The 14,042-nt window shown below is 47.9% G+C and carries 16 protein-coding genes, 5 tRNA genes and 1 pseudogene; 6 read left to right on the top strand and 16 right to left on the bottom strand.

Annotated features, from left to right (window positions below; all coding sequences use genetic code 11):
• The 4 genes from POTG_RS22850 to POTG_RS19090 form a co-directional block, all read right to left on the bottom strand.
• Positions 1 to 1,093: helix-hairpin-helix domain-containing protein (locus POTG_RS22850; protein ID WP_332306515.1), on the bottom strand; the 1,093-nt coding region annotated here is incomplete at its 3' end.
• Positions 1,093 to 1,926 carry a transcription termination/antitermination NusG family protein gene (locus tag POTG_RS19095; protein WP_009226490.1) on the bottom strand — a complete coding sequence of 278 codons (834 nt, stop codon included), beginning with the start codon at positions 1,924 to 1,926 and terminating at the stop codon, positions 1,093 to 1,095. The genes POTG_RS22850 and POTG_RS19095, both read right to left, overlap by 1 nt.
• A gap of 28 nt (positions 1,927 to 1,954) precedes the next feature.
• A complete protein-coding gene (locus POTG_RS24060) occupies positions 1,955 to 2,095 on the bottom strand; it encodes a hypothetical protein (protein ID WP_156124767.1) in 141 nt (46 codons plus the stop codon).
• Positions 2,096 to 2,161: 66 nt separating this feature from the next.
• Positions 2,162 to 2,356, bottom strand: coding sequence for a helix-turn-helix transcriptional regulator (locus POTG_RS19090; protein WP_009226489.1), 195 nt, complete (start codon positions 2,354 to 2,356; stop codon positions 2,162 to 2,164).
• A gap of 161 nt (positions 2,357 to 2,517) precedes the next feature.
• Between POTG_RS19090 and POTG_RS22845 the strand changes: the two genes are divergently transcribed.
• The 3 genes from POTG_RS22845 (at position 2,518) to POTG_RS22840 (ending at position 5,039) form a co-directional block, all read left to right on the top strand.
• Positions 2,518 to 2,949 (top strand): helix-turn-helix domain-containing protein, encoded by a 432-nt coding sequence (locus POTG_RS22845; RefSeq protein ID WP_009226488.1) that lies wholly within the window; start codon positions 2,518 to 2,520, stop codon positions 2,947 to 2,949.
• A gap of 113 nt (positions 2,950 to 3,062) precedes the next feature.
• Positions 3,063 to 3,542: an ImmA/IrrE family metallo-endopeptidase gene (locus POTG_RS19080; RefSeq protein WP_009226487.1), complete on the top strand. Its 480-nt coding sequence runs from the start codon at positions 3,063 to 3,065 to the stop codon at positions 3,540 to 3,542.
• Positions 3,543 to 3,557: 15 nt separating this feature from the next.
• Positions 3,558 to 5,039: a recombinase family protein gene (locus POTG_RS22840; RefSeq protein WP_009226486.1), complete on the top strand. Its 1,482-nt coding sequence runs from the start codon at positions 3,558 to 3,560 to the stop codon at positions 5,037 to 5,039.
• 101 nt (positions 5,040 to 5,140) lie between these two features.
• On the opposite strand, the pseudogene POTG_RS19070 reads toward POTG_RS22840, so the two are convergent.
• From POTG_RS19070 to POTG_RS19045, 6 genes and pseudogenes are all read right to left on the bottom strand, one after another.
• A pseudogene (locus POTG_RS19070) lies at positions 5,141 to 6,028 on the bottom strand (CpaF family protein); the annotation flags it as partial.
• Entirely contained in the window at positions 5,997 to 7,214 is a 1,218-nt protein-coding gene (locus tag POTG_RS19065; RefSeq protein WP_157273520.1) for a nucleotide-binding protein, read from the bottom strand. The pseudogene POTG_RS19070 and the gene POTG_RS19065, both read right to left, overlap by 32 nt.
• Before the next feature lie 133 nt (positions 7,215 to 7,347).
• Positions 7,348 to 7,773, bottom strand: coding sequence for a thiol-disulfide oxidoreductase DCC family protein (locus tag POTG_RS19060; protein WP_009226483.1), 426 nt, complete (start codon positions 7,771 to 7,773; stop codon positions 7,348 to 7,350).
• 114 nt (positions 7,774 to 7,887) lie between these two features.
• The gene (locus tag POTG_RS19055) at positions 7,888 to 8,163 is read right to left on the bottom strand and encodes a hypothetical protein (RefSeq protein ID WP_009226482.1); all 276 of its coding nucleotides are present in this window, start codon (positions 8,161 to 8,163) and stop codon (positions 7,888 to 7,890) included.
• A 242-nt stretch (positions 8,164 to 8,405) separates the two neighbouring features.
• A tRNA-Leu gene (locus POTG_RS19050) sits at positions 8,406 to 8,488 on the bottom strand.
• Between the two features lie 68 nt (positions 8,489 to 8,556).
• Entirely contained in the window at positions 8,557 to 8,874 is a 318-nt protein-coding gene (locus tag POTG_RS19045; RefSeq protein ID WP_050769818.1) for a helix-turn-helix domain-containing protein, read from the bottom strand.
• A 101-nt stretch (positions 8,875 to 8,975) separates the two neighbouring features.
• Between POTG_RS19045 and POTG_RS19040 the strand changes: the two genes are divergently transcribed.
• Positions 8,976 to 9,737: a PAS domain-containing protein gene (locus tag POTG_RS19040; RefSeq protein WP_232282357.1), complete on the top strand. Its 762-nt coding sequence runs from the start codon at positions 8,976 to 8,978 to the stop codon at positions 9,735 to 9,737.
• A gap of 19 nt (positions 9,738 to 9,756) precedes the next feature.
• Here the strand turns inward: POTG_RS19040 and POTG_RS19035 are convergent, their stop codons facing one another.
• Both POTG_RS19035 and POTG_RS19030 read right to left on the bottom strand, forming a co-directional pair.
• On the bottom strand, positions 9,757 to 10,497 hold the full coding sequence (locus tag POTG_RS19035) for an AzlC family ABC transporter permease (RefSeq protein ID WP_009226479.1): 741 nt from the start codon (positions 10,495 to 10,497) through the stop codon (positions 9,757 to 9,759).
• A 38-nt stretch (positions 10,498 to 10,535) separates the two neighbouring features.
• Positions 10,536 to 10,856: an AzlD domain-containing protein gene (locus POTG_RS19030; RefSeq protein WP_036646274.1), complete on the bottom strand. Its 321-nt coding sequence runs from the start codon at positions 10,854 to 10,856 to the stop codon at positions 10,536 to 10,538.
• Between the two features lie 98 nt (positions 10,857 to 10,954).
• Here POTG_RS19030 and POTG_RS19025 point away from each other — a divergent pair, with 98 nt between their 5' ends.
• On the top strand, positions 10,955 to 11,806 hold the full coding sequence (locus tag POTG_RS19025) for a Cof-type HAD-IIB family hydrolase (RefSeq protein ID WP_009226477.1): 852 nt from the start codon (positions 10,955 to 10,957) through the stop codon (positions 11,804 to 11,806).
• Between the two features lie 70 nt (positions 11,807 to 11,876).
• On the opposite strand, the gene POTG_RS19020 is transcribed toward POTG_RS19025, so the two are convergent.
• From POTG_RS19020 to POTG_RS19005, 4 genes are all read right to left on the bottom strand, one after another.
• Positions 11,877 to 11,959 (bottom strand) — tRNA-Leu (locus POTG_RS19020).
• 30 nt (positions 11,960 to 11,989) lie between these two features.
• Positions 11,990 to 12,064: transfer RNA gene (locus POTG_RS19015), tRNA-Glu, on the bottom strand.
• Between the two features lie 234 nt (positions 12,065 to 12,298).
• A tRNA-Ser gene (locus POTG_RS19010) sits at positions 12,299 to 12,387 on the bottom strand.
• A 7-nt stretch (positions 12,388 to 12,394) separates the two neighbouring features.
• A tRNA-Asn gene (locus POTG_RS19005) sits at positions 12,395 to 12,470 on the bottom strand.
• A gap of 255 nt (positions 12,471 to 12,725) precedes the next feature.
• Between POTG_RS19005 and POTG_RS19000 the strand changes: the two genes are divergently transcribed.
• Positions 12,726 to 14,009, top strand: coding sequence for an MFS transporter (locus POTG_RS19000; protein WP_009226476.1), 1,284 nt, complete (start codon positions 12,726 to 12,728; stop codon positions 14,007 to 14,009).
• Positions 14,010 to 14,042: the final 33 nt, after the last annotated feature.

Below are 14,042 nucleotides of genomic sequence, written 5' to 3'. Positions count from 1 at the left end.
TGTCGATCATAGCCTTTACCACAGTTGTTTTGCCGGTGCCTGGATTCCCTGTAACAATTAGAATCTGCTGACGAAACATTTCTCTAATGGCTTCACGTTGCTTATCAGCCAAAACTATACCATGCTTCATCTGATACTGTTTGATTGAATTTTCTATAGAAGGCATAGCTCCGCCACTCCGGGTTGCCATGCAAGCCAGCTTATGAGCAAGTTTATTCTCATAGATATACAGGTGCTTCGGATAAATCTTATCTTCTTCCCATATTACTTGTTCGTGAGCTGCCATTAACTGAAGCTCTGTTTCAATATCCTGTTCTGAAACGCCTCGTAAAAGCTCTTTAGTCCGATCAATTAGTTCGTGTTCAAAGACAAAGCAATGACCACCCTTATAGCACGTCTCGTTAAGAACATGCTGTAACGCTGCATTTAAGCGATACGGTGAGTCCATACTAATGCCTATTGTCATAGCTATCTCATCAGCCTTAAGAAACCCGATTAGATGAATCTCCGTGAGTCGATATGGGTTGCGCCGCACAATATCAACGCACTCGTTCCCCCATTGCTTATACATTTTCGTTACAGTATCCGCAGAAATTCCGTAGGGCAACAGCGTCATCATAATCTGCTGAATTTCAAAATTGCTTTTAATGCTATCTGCAATTTTCACTGCACTTTTCGTGCCAATCCCCTTAATACCCATTAGACAAGCGGCACCCTCATGCATAATTCGTTCCAGTGCTCGATCACCGAGCTTTTGAACGATCAATTCAGCAGTTTTCACTCCGCACCCTTTGACGAATTTAGAACTGAGGAAGGAAATAATCTGGTCCTTGGTTTTAGGCAAAGGCCGCTCCCAGTGATCTACAGCAAACTGTAGTCCATATTTGGGGTGAGTCTCCCACTTACCATGAACAGTAATCCGCTCCCCTTTGTTTACTCCGTAAAGATTGCCTTTAATGGCAAAGGGTTCACCGCCGTTTTCCGGCTGCCAACGCGCTACACCAAAGGTATCCTCCTCACTCAAACTACCGTTACGTGGATGGATGAAGTACACCACATGGCCTGTGCTCGTTTCTAGTAATGGTGCTTCCATCAGCTAACACCTGACTCACGAAGATATTTAAACAATAAAGTTATCAATGATCGCGGTGATTGCAGCCATTTGCTTTGAAGATCAACAGAGTATATAATTTTGTCCAAAAAGGTTCTTGGAAAACTCACAATTTCTTTGTTATTTCTTACAAATGCTCGTACCCTTTCAGCCATTCGGTTCTTATGTTGCTGAATGCTTTTCAGTTCCCTTGCCACTACTCCAACCGGCTCTTCAGCCCCCTTTTCAAGCTGTTGTATCGCACTCATTGTGAGTTTGTGGATGGCTGAAATTGCAACATCCAAAGCTTTTAGTGCTTGTACGCGCTCTTCCTTAGTCTTGGCCATATTGACCTCATGCAGAGCATTCTTCATATTTTTCTCAACTTCATCGACTTGAACCTTTTCTTCCGTAGATCCAGGTGCCTCTTGCTCTTGAATAGGCACTGCAACTTCAACTTGTTGTTCCTCTGGCTCAAGCCCTAACATCTTTTGAAACTCTTCGGCTCCGATAACTTGTCCAGAGCCAGTAAATTGTTTTATTACTCCGGGGATACTCTTGATGAGATGCCACACATCGGCAGGTAAATGCGCCGAGCAATTATTTTCATCGACTGAGTAATTCATTTCAATAAAAATATAACCGGGCATAATAGCACGTTTAATCTCTTTTCCAAGCTTTCCCTGACCGAGCAATCGTCGAGTAGTTGTTGTAAATGTATGTACTGCCTTGATCCAATTTTGAGCGGATTCATTTCGAGCAAACGCCCACTCCATCAGCTTTTTAACATTGTTCTCTTTACCAGTCATAACCTGTATTGCAAATGCAGCTCCCATCAGAGTACCTCCTTCATCGTTTTACTCACTACATAGCTTTTTCTTGCTTTGCTTTTCGGCTAGCTTGAATCTCAGCAGCGTATTTGATATTTAAAGCTGCCAGCATTTTGTGCAGCTTATTCCAAGCTTTTTCAGATAAACCAGGGTTATATGGTTTTGAGATTTGCATTCTAATAATCGCCTCCAACAAAGTTTCTATAAAGAATACTTTTTTGAAATTATGTTTTCATTTAGTTTACTTTTGAGGTAAAAAAATATCATCAGGATACATATTAAAAAATGCTGCTATTTTTACTGCAAGATCATAGTAAAGTTTCCTTTTACCGTTCTCGATTTGCCAGTAGTAAACCTTACTTATCCCTACAGCATCAGCGACTTCCTGACAAGTTTTATTATTATTTTTTCTTATTTGCTTTAAAGTCAAGAGCACTATGCAGCACCTCCTTGAATAAACCATTAGTGAACTATACCCAGTATATGTTAGCGTTTAGTGAATTGTCAATGAATAATTTCTATTTAGTTAACTACATTGAAGTTAGCCGCTCGTTAACTTATTATTAAGTTAATTGAACTTGTTCTGGAGTGATTAAATTGTCTTTTCCCTATCGTTTAAAGCAACTTAGAAAAGAGCATAAGTGGACACAAGAAGAGCTAGGTGCAAAACTGAACCTAACTAAAGTTTCCATTTCAGGTTATGAAAATGGAAATAGAACTCCTGACATGGACACCCTCATAAAAATATCAAACGTCTTTAATGTGTCTATCGATTATCTCGTAGGAAAATCAGATGTACGTTCTGTTGATTCACCCATTATTTCCGGACAAGTCTTGAAGAATTCAATCACTAATTCTCCAAAGCCACCACTTCTTGAACAAATTTTTTTCGATGGTTTTTTAGAGGCTTCAAACGAAGAAAAGGAAGAAATTATTCGCTACTGGCATGAAGAAATCAAAAAGAAAAAGAAAGTACCTCCTACAGAAAAAGACACTGACGAATCCGCTTGGGATTTGAAAGATAAATAATTCTATAGCCCTTTAGGGCTTTTCTTTTACAGTTTAAACAGAACATACGTTCCGTTTAAACGTGTTTTCAAAGCTTAGAACACCATAATCACCAAGAAAAAGGACGATGTTTCATGAACTTAAACTTAGAGCAGCAAGTGAATAAACTCTTGAATTATCTCAATATCCACTACCCACACGAAATCGACATCGAAGCCATCGCTTATGCTTGTAAAGCCGAAGTCTTTCCAACTTCAATCCGCAGTCATTGTATCGCCCATCCCACAAAAATAGGATGGAGCGGTTTATATATCAACGATCAGTTATCTCTGCCTGAATGGCGACAGACCGTAGCCCATGAGTTGTGTCATCATGTTCTACATGTAGCCTCCCACTTAGAAATATCGAACTTACATATCCAGCGCCACGAAATACAAGCAGCACATTTCGCAGAGTATCTGCTTGTACCCCTTCACATGATCAATCATGACGATATTGCACACATCAATTACCTTGATGAAGGTATTCGCTGGATTGCTGAAGAATTTGTCGTTCCACTCGACTTAGCCAAAAATAGATGGGAAGCCTGGAATGCACAAAACATTAATGCTTAAGGAAGCGATGTATAAATGCGTGTTGCTATCTATATTCGTGTATCAACAGACATGCAAGCAGAAGAAGGTTTTAGCATTGAGGGGCAACGTAGTCGTTTAATCAGCTTTGCAGAATCACAGGATTGGGTCATACACGACTTTTACGTTGATGATGGCTATTCAGCAAAAGACTTAAAACGCCCAGATATGCAGCGTATGTTGGAAGATATGGAGAAGAAACTGTTTGATGTTGTTCTCGTTTACAAACTCGACCGCCTTACTCGTTCCGTAGGCGACCTACACTCCCTACTTAAAACATTTGATCTTTATGGCGTGAAGTTTAAGAGCGCTACAGAGATTTTTGAGACGACGACAGCAATGGGGAGGTTCTTTATCACCCTTGTCGGTGCAATGGCTGAGTGGGAGCGTGGGACGATCTCAGAGCGTGTACGCTTCGGAGTCGAGCAAATGGTTGCGGAGGGGCGACGTCCAGGTGGCGTAGTGCCCTATGGATACACGCAGGACGAGCAACTCATTCCTGAAGAGGCTGCACTGATTCGTGAAGTCAGAGATTTGTATATGAGTGGTAAAGGTTATAAATCTGTGGCTATGATTATGAATCGCTCGGGTAAGCTTCGAAGAGGGCGAGAGTGGACTGATGCTACCGTTGCCTACACATTAGAGAACCCATATTACGCAGGTATCATTAGGATTGGTTCAAAGACCCCTGCTGGTACATACGTTAACAGCAAACGAGATGAGAGGGTAAAGTGCGTATATGGTAAAGGATCACATGAACCTATTTTTACTCAAGAGGAGTATGAAGAACTCAAGAAATACATGAAACGGAAATCTCAAGGCGGATTCAGCAAAGTTGGTGAATACTGGTTTAGTGGCGTTTTACGTTGTGGTCGTTGTGGAGCAGCTATGTTTGGACGATTGACAACAAAAAGAACAACAACCAAAGGGATTGTCCGTACTCAATACTATATTTGCTCTAACCGTCATCACAGTAAGACGTGTGATCTCCCTATCTTTCGCCAGACACACATCGAACATTTGGTGTTCCAGTACATTAATCAAATTCAAGAAGATATGGAAAAACTTAATGAAGAGGCTATGAAAATATTTGCTGATGAAGGAAAAAAGAAAAGTGCAATCGACAGCGCCAAACGCGAGCTTTCAAAGGTAGCTGAACGTAGGGAAAAGTGGCAGTACATGTTTGTTGAAGGCTTGATTGGGAAGCAGGAAATCCGTAAGAGAATGGCTGAAGAGGATAAGCGTGAGAAGGAGATTCGCCAACGGATTGCACAAGAACAAAAGGCTTTTTCTGGCATACCTCGAATTGAGGAACTGGTTGGACTAGCAGAAGGCTGGGCGTATTTCGATGATCAAGAGAAAAAAGAAATTATTCATACTGTCTTTGATAAGATTGTAGTAAACACCGACTTACGAAAAATTAAAGGTGTGAAAAACAAGTTTTTTGATGCTTACATCCAAGAGATCTCGTTCAACTAACGACTCCATGTCTAATTCACTACCACAATACCCACGATGGACTCCTATCATTGATATTGTGTATATCATTTTCTTGATTAAATTGACCTCCACAATACCCATGATGGGGAGCCATCATGGCCGGTATTCATCGCCTGCAGCATATCCAGCGCTTCCGCCCCGCGCACCTCACCGACGATAATCCGATTGGGCCGCATACGCAGCGAGGATCGGATCAGCTCGCGCACGGTAATTTCGCCTTTCCCTTCCGTATTCGCATTTCGGGTTTCGAGCGAGACGAGATTAGGGACCGTAACGATTTGCAGCTCGGCGGAATCCTCGATCGTAATCACCCGCTCATCGGATGGGATGAACTGGGACAGGGCGTTTAAAAACGTCGTTTTCCCCGAGCCTGTTCCGCCGCTGATAAAGATGTTGTATTTGCTTCGCACGAGCCGTTGCAGCAGCTCTGCCGCTTCCTCACTCAGGGAGCCAATCGCAACCAACTGCTCCATGGTCAACGGCCGTTCCGGGAATTTGCGAATCGTCATCGTTGGGCCCTTTAAAGCGATGGGTGGCAGCACGATATTTACCCGCGACCCGTCCCGCAGGCGTGCATCAACGATGGGCGACGATTCGTTCACTACCCGGTTAACGCCGGATACAATCATCTGGATAATGTCCTCCAAGCGCTCCCGAGACTCGAAGCGGACGGGAATCCGCTGGACCTGCCCCTCCCGTTCAACGAAGATTTCCTCATGGCTGTTGATCATTATTTCTGTGACGCTGCGATCCTCAACCAGGGGTTGAAGGACATCCAGCCCGCGAAACGAATCGTACAGCCTGCGCACCCATTTGCGCTTCTCAGCCGCCGTCGCCCCGCTTAATCTCCGGTCCTCCAACACGCGCCGCTCAATATAATCCATCAGCTGGTCATCGTTCAGAACGGAGGTGACATCCAGCCCCTGGCGAATTTCATTACGCAGGGCCGTGAAGTCCGCTTCCTCCATCATGGATCCCTCCCGCACCAGCGAATGACGGTTCCTCGCCCTGGAGCTCGCGGCAAAGCCGAATCATATCGCGTTGATACAGCGGCGAATGCAGCAATTCCCCTTGGCGGCTGCCCTGACTCCAGGCCGGAATATACGATAACGTGGCCTTTAATTTCATCTCCGGCCGCGGCAAATCAGTCAACTGCTTGCCTGTATGCCGATTCAGCGTAAAGCGAGTTTTCTTCAGAAGCGACCGGTAAAAATCCGGCCGAGTTCGTTCCAGATGGGTCAGCCATCCCCCGGTTTTACGCATCACTCCCCAGTCATCCGTAACGATCCAAACGACGCGGTCCGCCCGCTCCAGCACCGCTTCCGTACGGCCATCCGGAAAGGAGTCCATATCCACGATCACCGAATCGTACAAGCCGCTGCCGGCGATGTACTCGATTAACTCCATCGTATCTTTGCGCTCCATTTCCAGCAGCTCATTCAGATTATCCGGCGGAGCCAGCGTATCCCCTTGCAGTACGGGATGCCTGTAGGCATACGCAGAAATCGGGAAACGGGGCGGTTCCCGCCGATCCTCCGCGGCCTTCAAGTCGTACAGCAGCCGGGCCAATCCAGGCTTCCCCTCCTTTGAGCTCTGCCCGGCAAACGGCGGTTCGCTGCCAATCGTCTCCAGGTTCAGGTAAAACACCTTTCCCCCTTCAGTCGCCAGCTGTCGGGCTAAATGCAGGGCCACCGTTGTCTTGCCGCAGCCTCCTACGGTCGAATAAACCCCAATGACCAAAGGCTTCCCGCCGATGCGCACCTCCTTGCCCGAGCCTCCCTGAACGAGCTCGATCACCGCAGAAAGCAGCTGATGCAACGATTGATACTTGTCGACGCGTAAGCTACCGGAATGCTGTGATCCGCCGCCTTCACCCAGTTCAATGAAGTAAAGCCCGGGGCGCTTCATGGCTTCCGCCGCCTCAAGGAATGCCGGGTCACCCAACACCGCATCGATCTCTCCGCCGGATTCCAGCATATATTGGGCAAACGCCTCCTTCCGGCTAAACGCGATCACCACCAAACGCCGATCGAACTCGCTCGCATGTACATACTGTAAAAATGGTTCGATATACTCCTCCTCTTGCACGGCCAGCACCAATTTGATTGGAATCTTAATCCCCTCCTTCAAGGAAAACGAGAACAAAAAAAGCACCGCCCAATAACCCGATTCAACAATCGAGTAATGGACGGTGCTACCGTTCCGTTTCTATATTCCTAAATTTTACAGTAAGAATATCACAATTATGGATGATAGACAAGAGCTTTTTCATAGTTTCCGTTTAACCCTACCCATCCTCCAAAAACCGCTCCTTCAGCTCCCGGGTCGGCACGAGGCAGGTTTCGTCCTTCCCAAACCAACGGTAACGATGTTTGGCGATGAATTGATAGACTGCATCCCGAAGCCCCTTCGGGACGACGATCAGCGCGTACAGCAGGGGCCAGGGGTACCGTAAGCCTCTAGCAATGCGCAGAGCCGCATCTGAGCGGATATAATAGGTTCCGCGTTCAATCAACACGACGCTGTCCAATGATTCCTCATGCGCTCCTGCAGCTTGCAGCAGCCGGCTCCCGGCCTGTGACTGCAAAGAGGCAAAGCGGAACCGCCCAGCCGGGTCACGCTTAATGATAAACTTGACCGCTCCCTGGCATAAATGGCAGACGCCGTCAAATAAGATCACATGCTCATTCCGTTCATCCGGTTGACCTGACATGCTCTTGGCCCCCTCTCCTGTTTGCGGGTAACGCAAATCTCATCTATAGAAGATATGAAAAAAGCACGGGACATTTCCCGTGCTTGCTGTCGCCAGCTGGCCATAGCGTTCTTACTAGGACGTAAGCTTGTCGAGCCACTGTCCCTCTACCATCTGACGGTTGATTTCATCCGTAAACTTCTCCATACATCCGCAAATGAAGTCTTTACGGCAGACCGGGCAAGGTGTCTTTTGCAGCCTGCTGACGTTGGTTAACCGCCATTCGGGATTACGGTGGTAAAACACGCGGCACGCCGTACCATCGGCCAGATTCACGATAAACTCGTACAATCCGTCATTTTCGTTGCTGCCGGCCTTGGTTACATTTACAACATTCGGTCTGTAAGCCATGTTATCACCCGTATTATCAAATTTCGTTCCAGAGCGCAGCTCTTTTAGTACTTAGACATATTAATGAATTTTTATCGGCGTGTCAACTTGAAAACCTGCCCAAACGGCCTGATTTGACGCACTTTGCGCAAGATTTTATTAGAATGTGCAAAAAATCACCATCCCATACGCCGCACGCCCACCCCAATCGATGAGAAGCAAAAAAAGAACTTCCCGGATCCCTCCGAGAAGTTCTTCTGTAATGCGGTAGAGAGGACTCGAACCTCCACGGGCGTACGCCCACTACCCCCTCAAGATAGCGTGTCTGCCATTCCACCACTACCGCGCATGTTAAGTCTAGGTTCAGACGAACATGGTTATTATAGCTTCGCAGTATTCAAAAGTAAAGTGGAATTATTTGTCCATCCGGCCGGACTTTCGCCTCCGGTAACGAACAAACTCGATATATTCCCGAACGAAAGCTCGCTCGGCTTCGGTTAACGTGCCGATGAACGAAATCCAGTCTTTATCGGTGGAGATATATTCCGTTCTTTGGTCCTGCACGTATTCCGCCTGTTTCTCTTTTCCAGTCATGAGCCAGTCCAGGCTGACATCGAAGAAAGCAGCGATCTCAATCAATTTATTTGTACTTGGCGTGGACTTTCCCCGCTTCCAATCCCCGAAGTTCCCGGTACTGATCCCCAATTCGAGGCAAAACGCCTTTTTCGTCATTCCGGCGTTTTTGATCAGCAGTTCAATACGTTCGTAGATTGACAACTTCTCTCCAACCTTCCTCAACAGCTTTGATGACGTTTTTAAGTAATTTAAAAGTTGTGAAACGACTTAAATACGTTTATAATAAAGTGAAATGCTGGAACTATGTCTATATCTTAACACAGCGCCGGCAAGTACTTAATAGGTCGGAAGACTGCCCTCAGTTTCATGACAGGAGCGTACCCGCCATGAATGACAATCCCCAATGGAAGGCACCCTATCATTCTTTGAATCAGAGCGTTGCAATCATAGAACCAAATGGAACGATCATCTCTGTCAACCGAACTTGGGCCAACCGAGCCGCCTTTTTGGGCGTTGCTCCGGGCTGGGCACGGCCCGGATTAAATGTTTTTCAGTTTTTTCAGCATGGGCCGCATGATCATACTTATTTTAACCCCCATCTGCTGTTGGAGCAATTTTCGAAAATCTTAAGCGGGGAAACCGAGAGGTTTGAATTTGAATTCAAGGCCCCTACCAAAGATGCTGAGTTATGGTTTCTTGCCGAATTAACCCCATATGCGGAAGAAAACCCCTTTTCGCCTCAAGGCATCGTGATCACCTGTACCAACATCACCCGGCTGAAGCGTCTGCAACTTCAAATCCAGCATGAACTCGCACATATCCGCACGCTCCGGGGACTGCTTCCCATTTGTGCCGTATGTAAGAAGATCAAGGATGAAGACAACATGTGGTGCACCACCGAAGCTTACTTGATCAAGCATACGCACGCGGAATTTACGCACGACATTTGTCCTGATTGCATCCGGGCATTATATCCCAAATATTCCTCAAATCTGGACTTGCCGCCCAAGCAAGAATAATTACACAAAACGCTTAGCATTAGCGAATCGCACGTTCAGCTTTGTCCCGGGCGGCCTTCGAACGCCGTGATAGGATTCGGCTGAGCTGCTGCCCAAGTGTAGCGCCGGCCAAACCTCCGGCGATCAGGCCGATCCCCCCAAGCTGAAGCATCCCTGCCAAAGTGGCGAGCACTGCCCCGCAGCCGGCTGCGGCCAGGAATGGCAAAGTACGCTCGCCCCCGGCAAGCAAGGCGATAAAGAGCGCCGGCAGCGCAAAAGTTAAGACTTCAGCCAGCTCTGCGGTGACGAAACTCCCCAATCCGGTGCCTGCCGCTGTACCGGCAATCCACGATCCATAAATCGCCAGCGCAAAAGTTATATAATAAGAAGGCGAAATGGGCTCCCCTTGGGCTGCCCGGCTGGAAGTGACCGCGAACCCTTCGTCGGTTAGGCCGATCGCTGCCAGCCATTTCGGGGACTCCCGCCATGTCGCCAGGTAAGGCCCCATCGTTGCCCCATAAAGGACATGACGCATGTTTAACAGCAGCAGTGTCGTTACGATCGTCACGGGAGCCGCAGCGGATGCTAACATGCCTAGCAGCATAAACTGGGCCCCTCCCGAGAAGATCCATACCGAACTGAATACGGCCATTCCCCCGGGCAATCCTCCCGCCGCAGCAAGCACACCATAAGTCATGGACAATGGAAAATAAGCCAGCATAATCGGAAACGCATCCCGCAGCGCCTTTTGAATCTCTTCACTTCGTTTCGACCGGTTCATGACTGCTTCCTCTCCCTCTATCTATCTTTCTATCCTGTTTAGCCAATCCAAGCGTGAAAACCAGCATAAAACAGCACGCCGGCGGTTACTGTTAACAGAAGACGGCGTGACCACCAGGCGATGATCATCGTAGGAATAGCGGCAAACAGCATCAGGTTATCCGAGAGCGGAATCCACTTTCCATCTTCGAGCAGCAGCAGCGGCCCGATCAGCGCGCCAAGCACGGCAGGCGACACGTACGCCAGCCATTCCTTCGTAGAATCGGACCATCGGATCCGGCTGCCTAATACCAAGGAACCTGCCCGTAATAAATAGGTTCCTGCTCCAATCAGAACAATTATCCAAAGCTGAGTTGCCACGTTTTGATCTCTCCTTGACCTGAAATGCATTTCATAATTTATACTCATAACCAAAAGATAACCCTCACCAATGATGGAAGGATAGGAGGAAACAAACAATGAAACTGATCGCTGTAGATCTGGACGGAACGCTGCTTACCTCGAACAGCCGCCCGAGCTCCCACGGCTTGGACGCCATTTCACATGCCGTGGACCAGGGGCATACCGTAACGCTTTGTACCGGTAGAGCAAGCTTTGACGCCAGATATTTAACCGGGGAGCTGTCCATCCCCATTATCGCATCCAATGGCGCGGAGGTTTTCGACCGGGAAGGAAAGCTGCTGCGGGAAACGCCAATTCACCCGGACGCTGCCGCGGAAGCCGTTCGTTATTTGCTGAAACAGGACGTCTATTTCGAAATCTTTTGTCCGGAAGCCATCTATTCCCCTTCAAACGGCGAGCAAAAGCTGCTGGCTGAAATGGATATGCTGGTCAGCGCAAATCCAGAGGTCGATCGGGACCGGTTGTGGGAGAGCGCCAAAATCCAATTCGTTCAATTTGGTTTCAAGGGAATCGACCATCCGCTGCAGCTAATAGAGCAAGAGCGGCCTGTGTATAAGCTTTTGGTGTTTACCTATAACGAAGACAAACTCGACGAAATCACGCAGCATTTTAACGGCCAGCCGCAGGTGCAAACGACCTCCTCTGCCAAGCATATCGTAGAGGTCATCGCGAAGGAAACCGACAAAGGTAACGCTTTGCAATTTCTCGCCGGTCATTTGGGAGTGGATTTGACCAATACCGTCGTGATTGGCGACAGCTATAATGATATATCCATGTTTCAAGTCGCAGGAACCAAAATTGCCATGGGAAATGCCGTAGATGAAATCAAGCGCCTGGCCACATCGGTCACCCGAACCAATGACGAACATGGAGTGGCTTATGCGATTCGTACCTTACTCGAAATCTAGCCCTTGCCTATGCCTTCAGGCATATGAAGAAAGAACCTTGCTAAACGCAAGGTTCTTCACTTTCTTAGGATGCGGTAGAGAGGACTCGAACCTCCACGGGCGTACGCCCACTACCCCCTCAAGATAGCGTGTCTGCCATTCCACCACTACCGCATATGAAATTGATGAATCAAAGAAATAGGATGGTGACCCGTAGGGGATTCGAACCCCTGTTACCTCCGTGAAAGGGAGGTGTCTTAACCCCTTGACCAACGGGCCACAGCTTAATCACCACTAGAAGCGGCGACAAAATTGAGTATAGCAAAAAGATTTTCGGCTTGCAAGCCCTAATTTTACAAAATTTTTGTTTTCCTGCGATTCACCCGCGAAACACGAAAAAGCCCTCCGGAATCTGGACGGCTTTCGACGCCCCCTCCATTTGAGGGTTCTCATCCCTCTTACAACAAAGAGCCTCCGGATCGCCGGAGGCTCTTATTATGATGTATCTCAAAACGGAGAGAGAGGGATTCGAACCCTCGCACCGCTTACGCAGTCTAACCCCTTAGCAGAGGGTCCCCTTATAGCCACTTGGGTATCTCTCCATATAAATGGCTCCCCGAACAGGACTCGAACCTGTGACAACTCGATTAACAGTCGAGTGCTCTACCGACTGAGCTATCGGGGAACGAAATTAGTGAGAACACCATTTAATTTATCACGGTTACGCAGCAAAGTCAAGAATCAAAGCACTTTGTAAGCCCTTCCTTCTTTCTCCTGCCTGGTTTCGCACCGGAACAACGGGTAGAGGAATTTGCCGCCGCTTCCCGTCGGACAAGCCCGCCAAAAAAAGATTTGCATTCCATCAAAAAAACGATAAAATAAACTTGACGTAAAAATATTTTTAACGTATTAACATTTTTATTGTGTAGGAGGAGTGTTCATGTCTCAAGAAGTGCGCGTCAAAAGCCAGCCGTTGATCCGGTTCGGTGAGCTGGCAGCTTATAAACCGTTTATGTACCTTTTGCTCGCTCGTGTAATTTCCCGTTTTGGCGATTCCATTGACTCGATTGCTTATAGCTGGATGGTATACAGACTGACCGGCTCCACACTGATGATGGGCACCTTGTTTGCACTCAATTTCATCCCTAACATCGCCTTCAGCTTTTTCGCGGGAACACTGGTGGATCGCTGGTCCAAGAAAAAGGTCGCGGCGTTCACCTATCTGGGACGCGGCCTCATCGTCTGCTTCACGGCCTTCCTCTATTGGCAAGGCTGGCTCGCCCCCTGGCATCTCTATATGCTGACCTTTCTGACCTCCACGCTGGAATGCTTTGCCTCTCCTGCCGAGCTGGCTTTGGTTCCCCAACTGCTGCCCAAGGAAAAGCTGCTCAGCGGCAATTCCTTCAGCACCTCCGCTTCGCGGGCGGCTGAATTAGCGGGCATGGCCACCGTCGGCGGCATTATTGCAACTTTGGGCATCTCCGCTGCAATTTTGATTGACGGAATTACGTTCACCCTTGCGGCCGGCTTCATCCTGCTGATCCGTAACACCAGCCCAAACGCCAACCCAACTTCGCCTGCACCTCACCTCAAAGCTGCACAACCAGATAACTCCTTTGTTCAAGAACTTAAAGCAGGGTTAAAATATCTCGTATCCAATAAGCTACTGATAACCATCGTGATGGCTGCGGCATTCGTGAACTTCTGCTTATCCCCGTTTAACGTCCTAAACGCCGTCTATGTTGATGAAATTTTAGGTTCAGGTCCTGCCGGCCTAAGCTTGATGGGGTTTAGCTTAATCTGCGGGACTATTGTCAGCGGATTATGGATTGGCAAGAAAGGCTCCGCCTACAAAAAAAGCCGGCTCATCCTCACCGGTTACCTGCTGCTTGGAGCCAACTATGCGCTGATGTACCTGCCTGCAGTCATTCCGGTTCAACCGCTTGTTTTGGCTGCGTTATTTTCCTTTGGCATGGGACTTTCCGTCTCATTGTGCAACACCCCATCCACGACCTACTTTATGGAAAGTGTCCCCAAGGAACTGCTTGGCCGCGTCGGAGCGTTATACTCGATGGTCTGCACCTGCGCGATCCCTGCGGGCAGTGCGCTGGCCGGGGTGATAGGGGAATGGATGCCCGTCCATCTCTTGTATGTGAGCTTTGGGTGCCTCCTGCTCATCCCGATACTGCTCTTGTTGAAGCAGCGAAGCTTTATGGAAATTTGACGCCTTCCTCTGCTTTGCGCATTTGATAGACCC

The organism is Paenibacillus sp. oral taxon 786 str. D14 (assembly GCF_000159955.1).
In the GTDB taxonomy this organism is placed as follows: domain Bacteria; phylum Bacillota; class Bacilli; order Paenibacillales; family Paenibacillaceae; genus Fontibacillus; species Fontibacillus phoenicis.
Note: the sequence above shows the minus strand (reverse complement) of the source record. Positions and strands in the feature narration are given on the sequence as shown.

What these genes read in the sequence shown, in the direction of transcription:
- POTG_RS19095 (WP_009226490.1), bottom strand. Translation starts at nt 1,926, where the DNA reads ATGGGAGCTGCATTTGCAATACAGGTTATGACTGGTAAAGAGAACAAT.
- POTG_RS24060 (WP_156124767.1), bottom strand. Translation starts at nt 2,095, where the DNA reads ATGCAAATCTCAAAACCATATAACCCTGGTTTATCTGAAAAAGCTTGG.
- POTG_RS19080 (WP_009226487.1), top strand. Translation starts at nt 3,063, where the DNA reads ATGAACTTAAACTTAGAGCAGCAAGTGAATAAACTCTTGAATTATCTC.
- POTG_RS22840 (WP_009226486.1), top strand. Translation starts at nt 3,558, where the DNA reads ATGCGTGTTGCTATCTATATTCGTGTATCAACAGACATGCAAGCAGAA.
- POTG_RS19060 (WP_009226483.1), bottom strand. Translation starts at nt 7,773, where the DNA reads ATGTCAGGTCAACCGGATGAACGGAATGAGCATGTGATCTTATTTGAC.
- POTG_RS19055 (WP_009226482.1), bottom strand. Translation starts at nt 8,163, where the DNA reads ATGGCTTACAGACCGAATGTTGTAAATGTAACCAAGGCCGGCAGCAAC.
- POTG_RS19045 (WP_050769818.1), bottom strand. Translation starts at nt 8,874, where the DNA reads ATGACGAAAAAGGCGTTTTGCCTCGAATTGGGGATCAGTACCGGGAAC.
- POTG_RS19035 (WP_009226479.1), bottom strand. Translation starts at nt 10,497, where the DNA reads ATGAACCGGTCGAAACGAAGTGAAGAGATTCAAAAGGCGCTGCGGGAT.
- POTG_RS19025 (WP_009226477.1), top strand. Translation starts at nt 10,955, where the DNA reads ATGAAACTGATCGCTGTAGATCTGGACGGAACGCTGCTTACCTCGAAC.
- POTG_RS19000 (WP_009226476.1), top strand. Translation starts at nt 12,726, where the DNA reads ATGTCTCAAGAAGTGCGCGTCAAAAGCCAGCCGTTGATCCGGTTCGGT.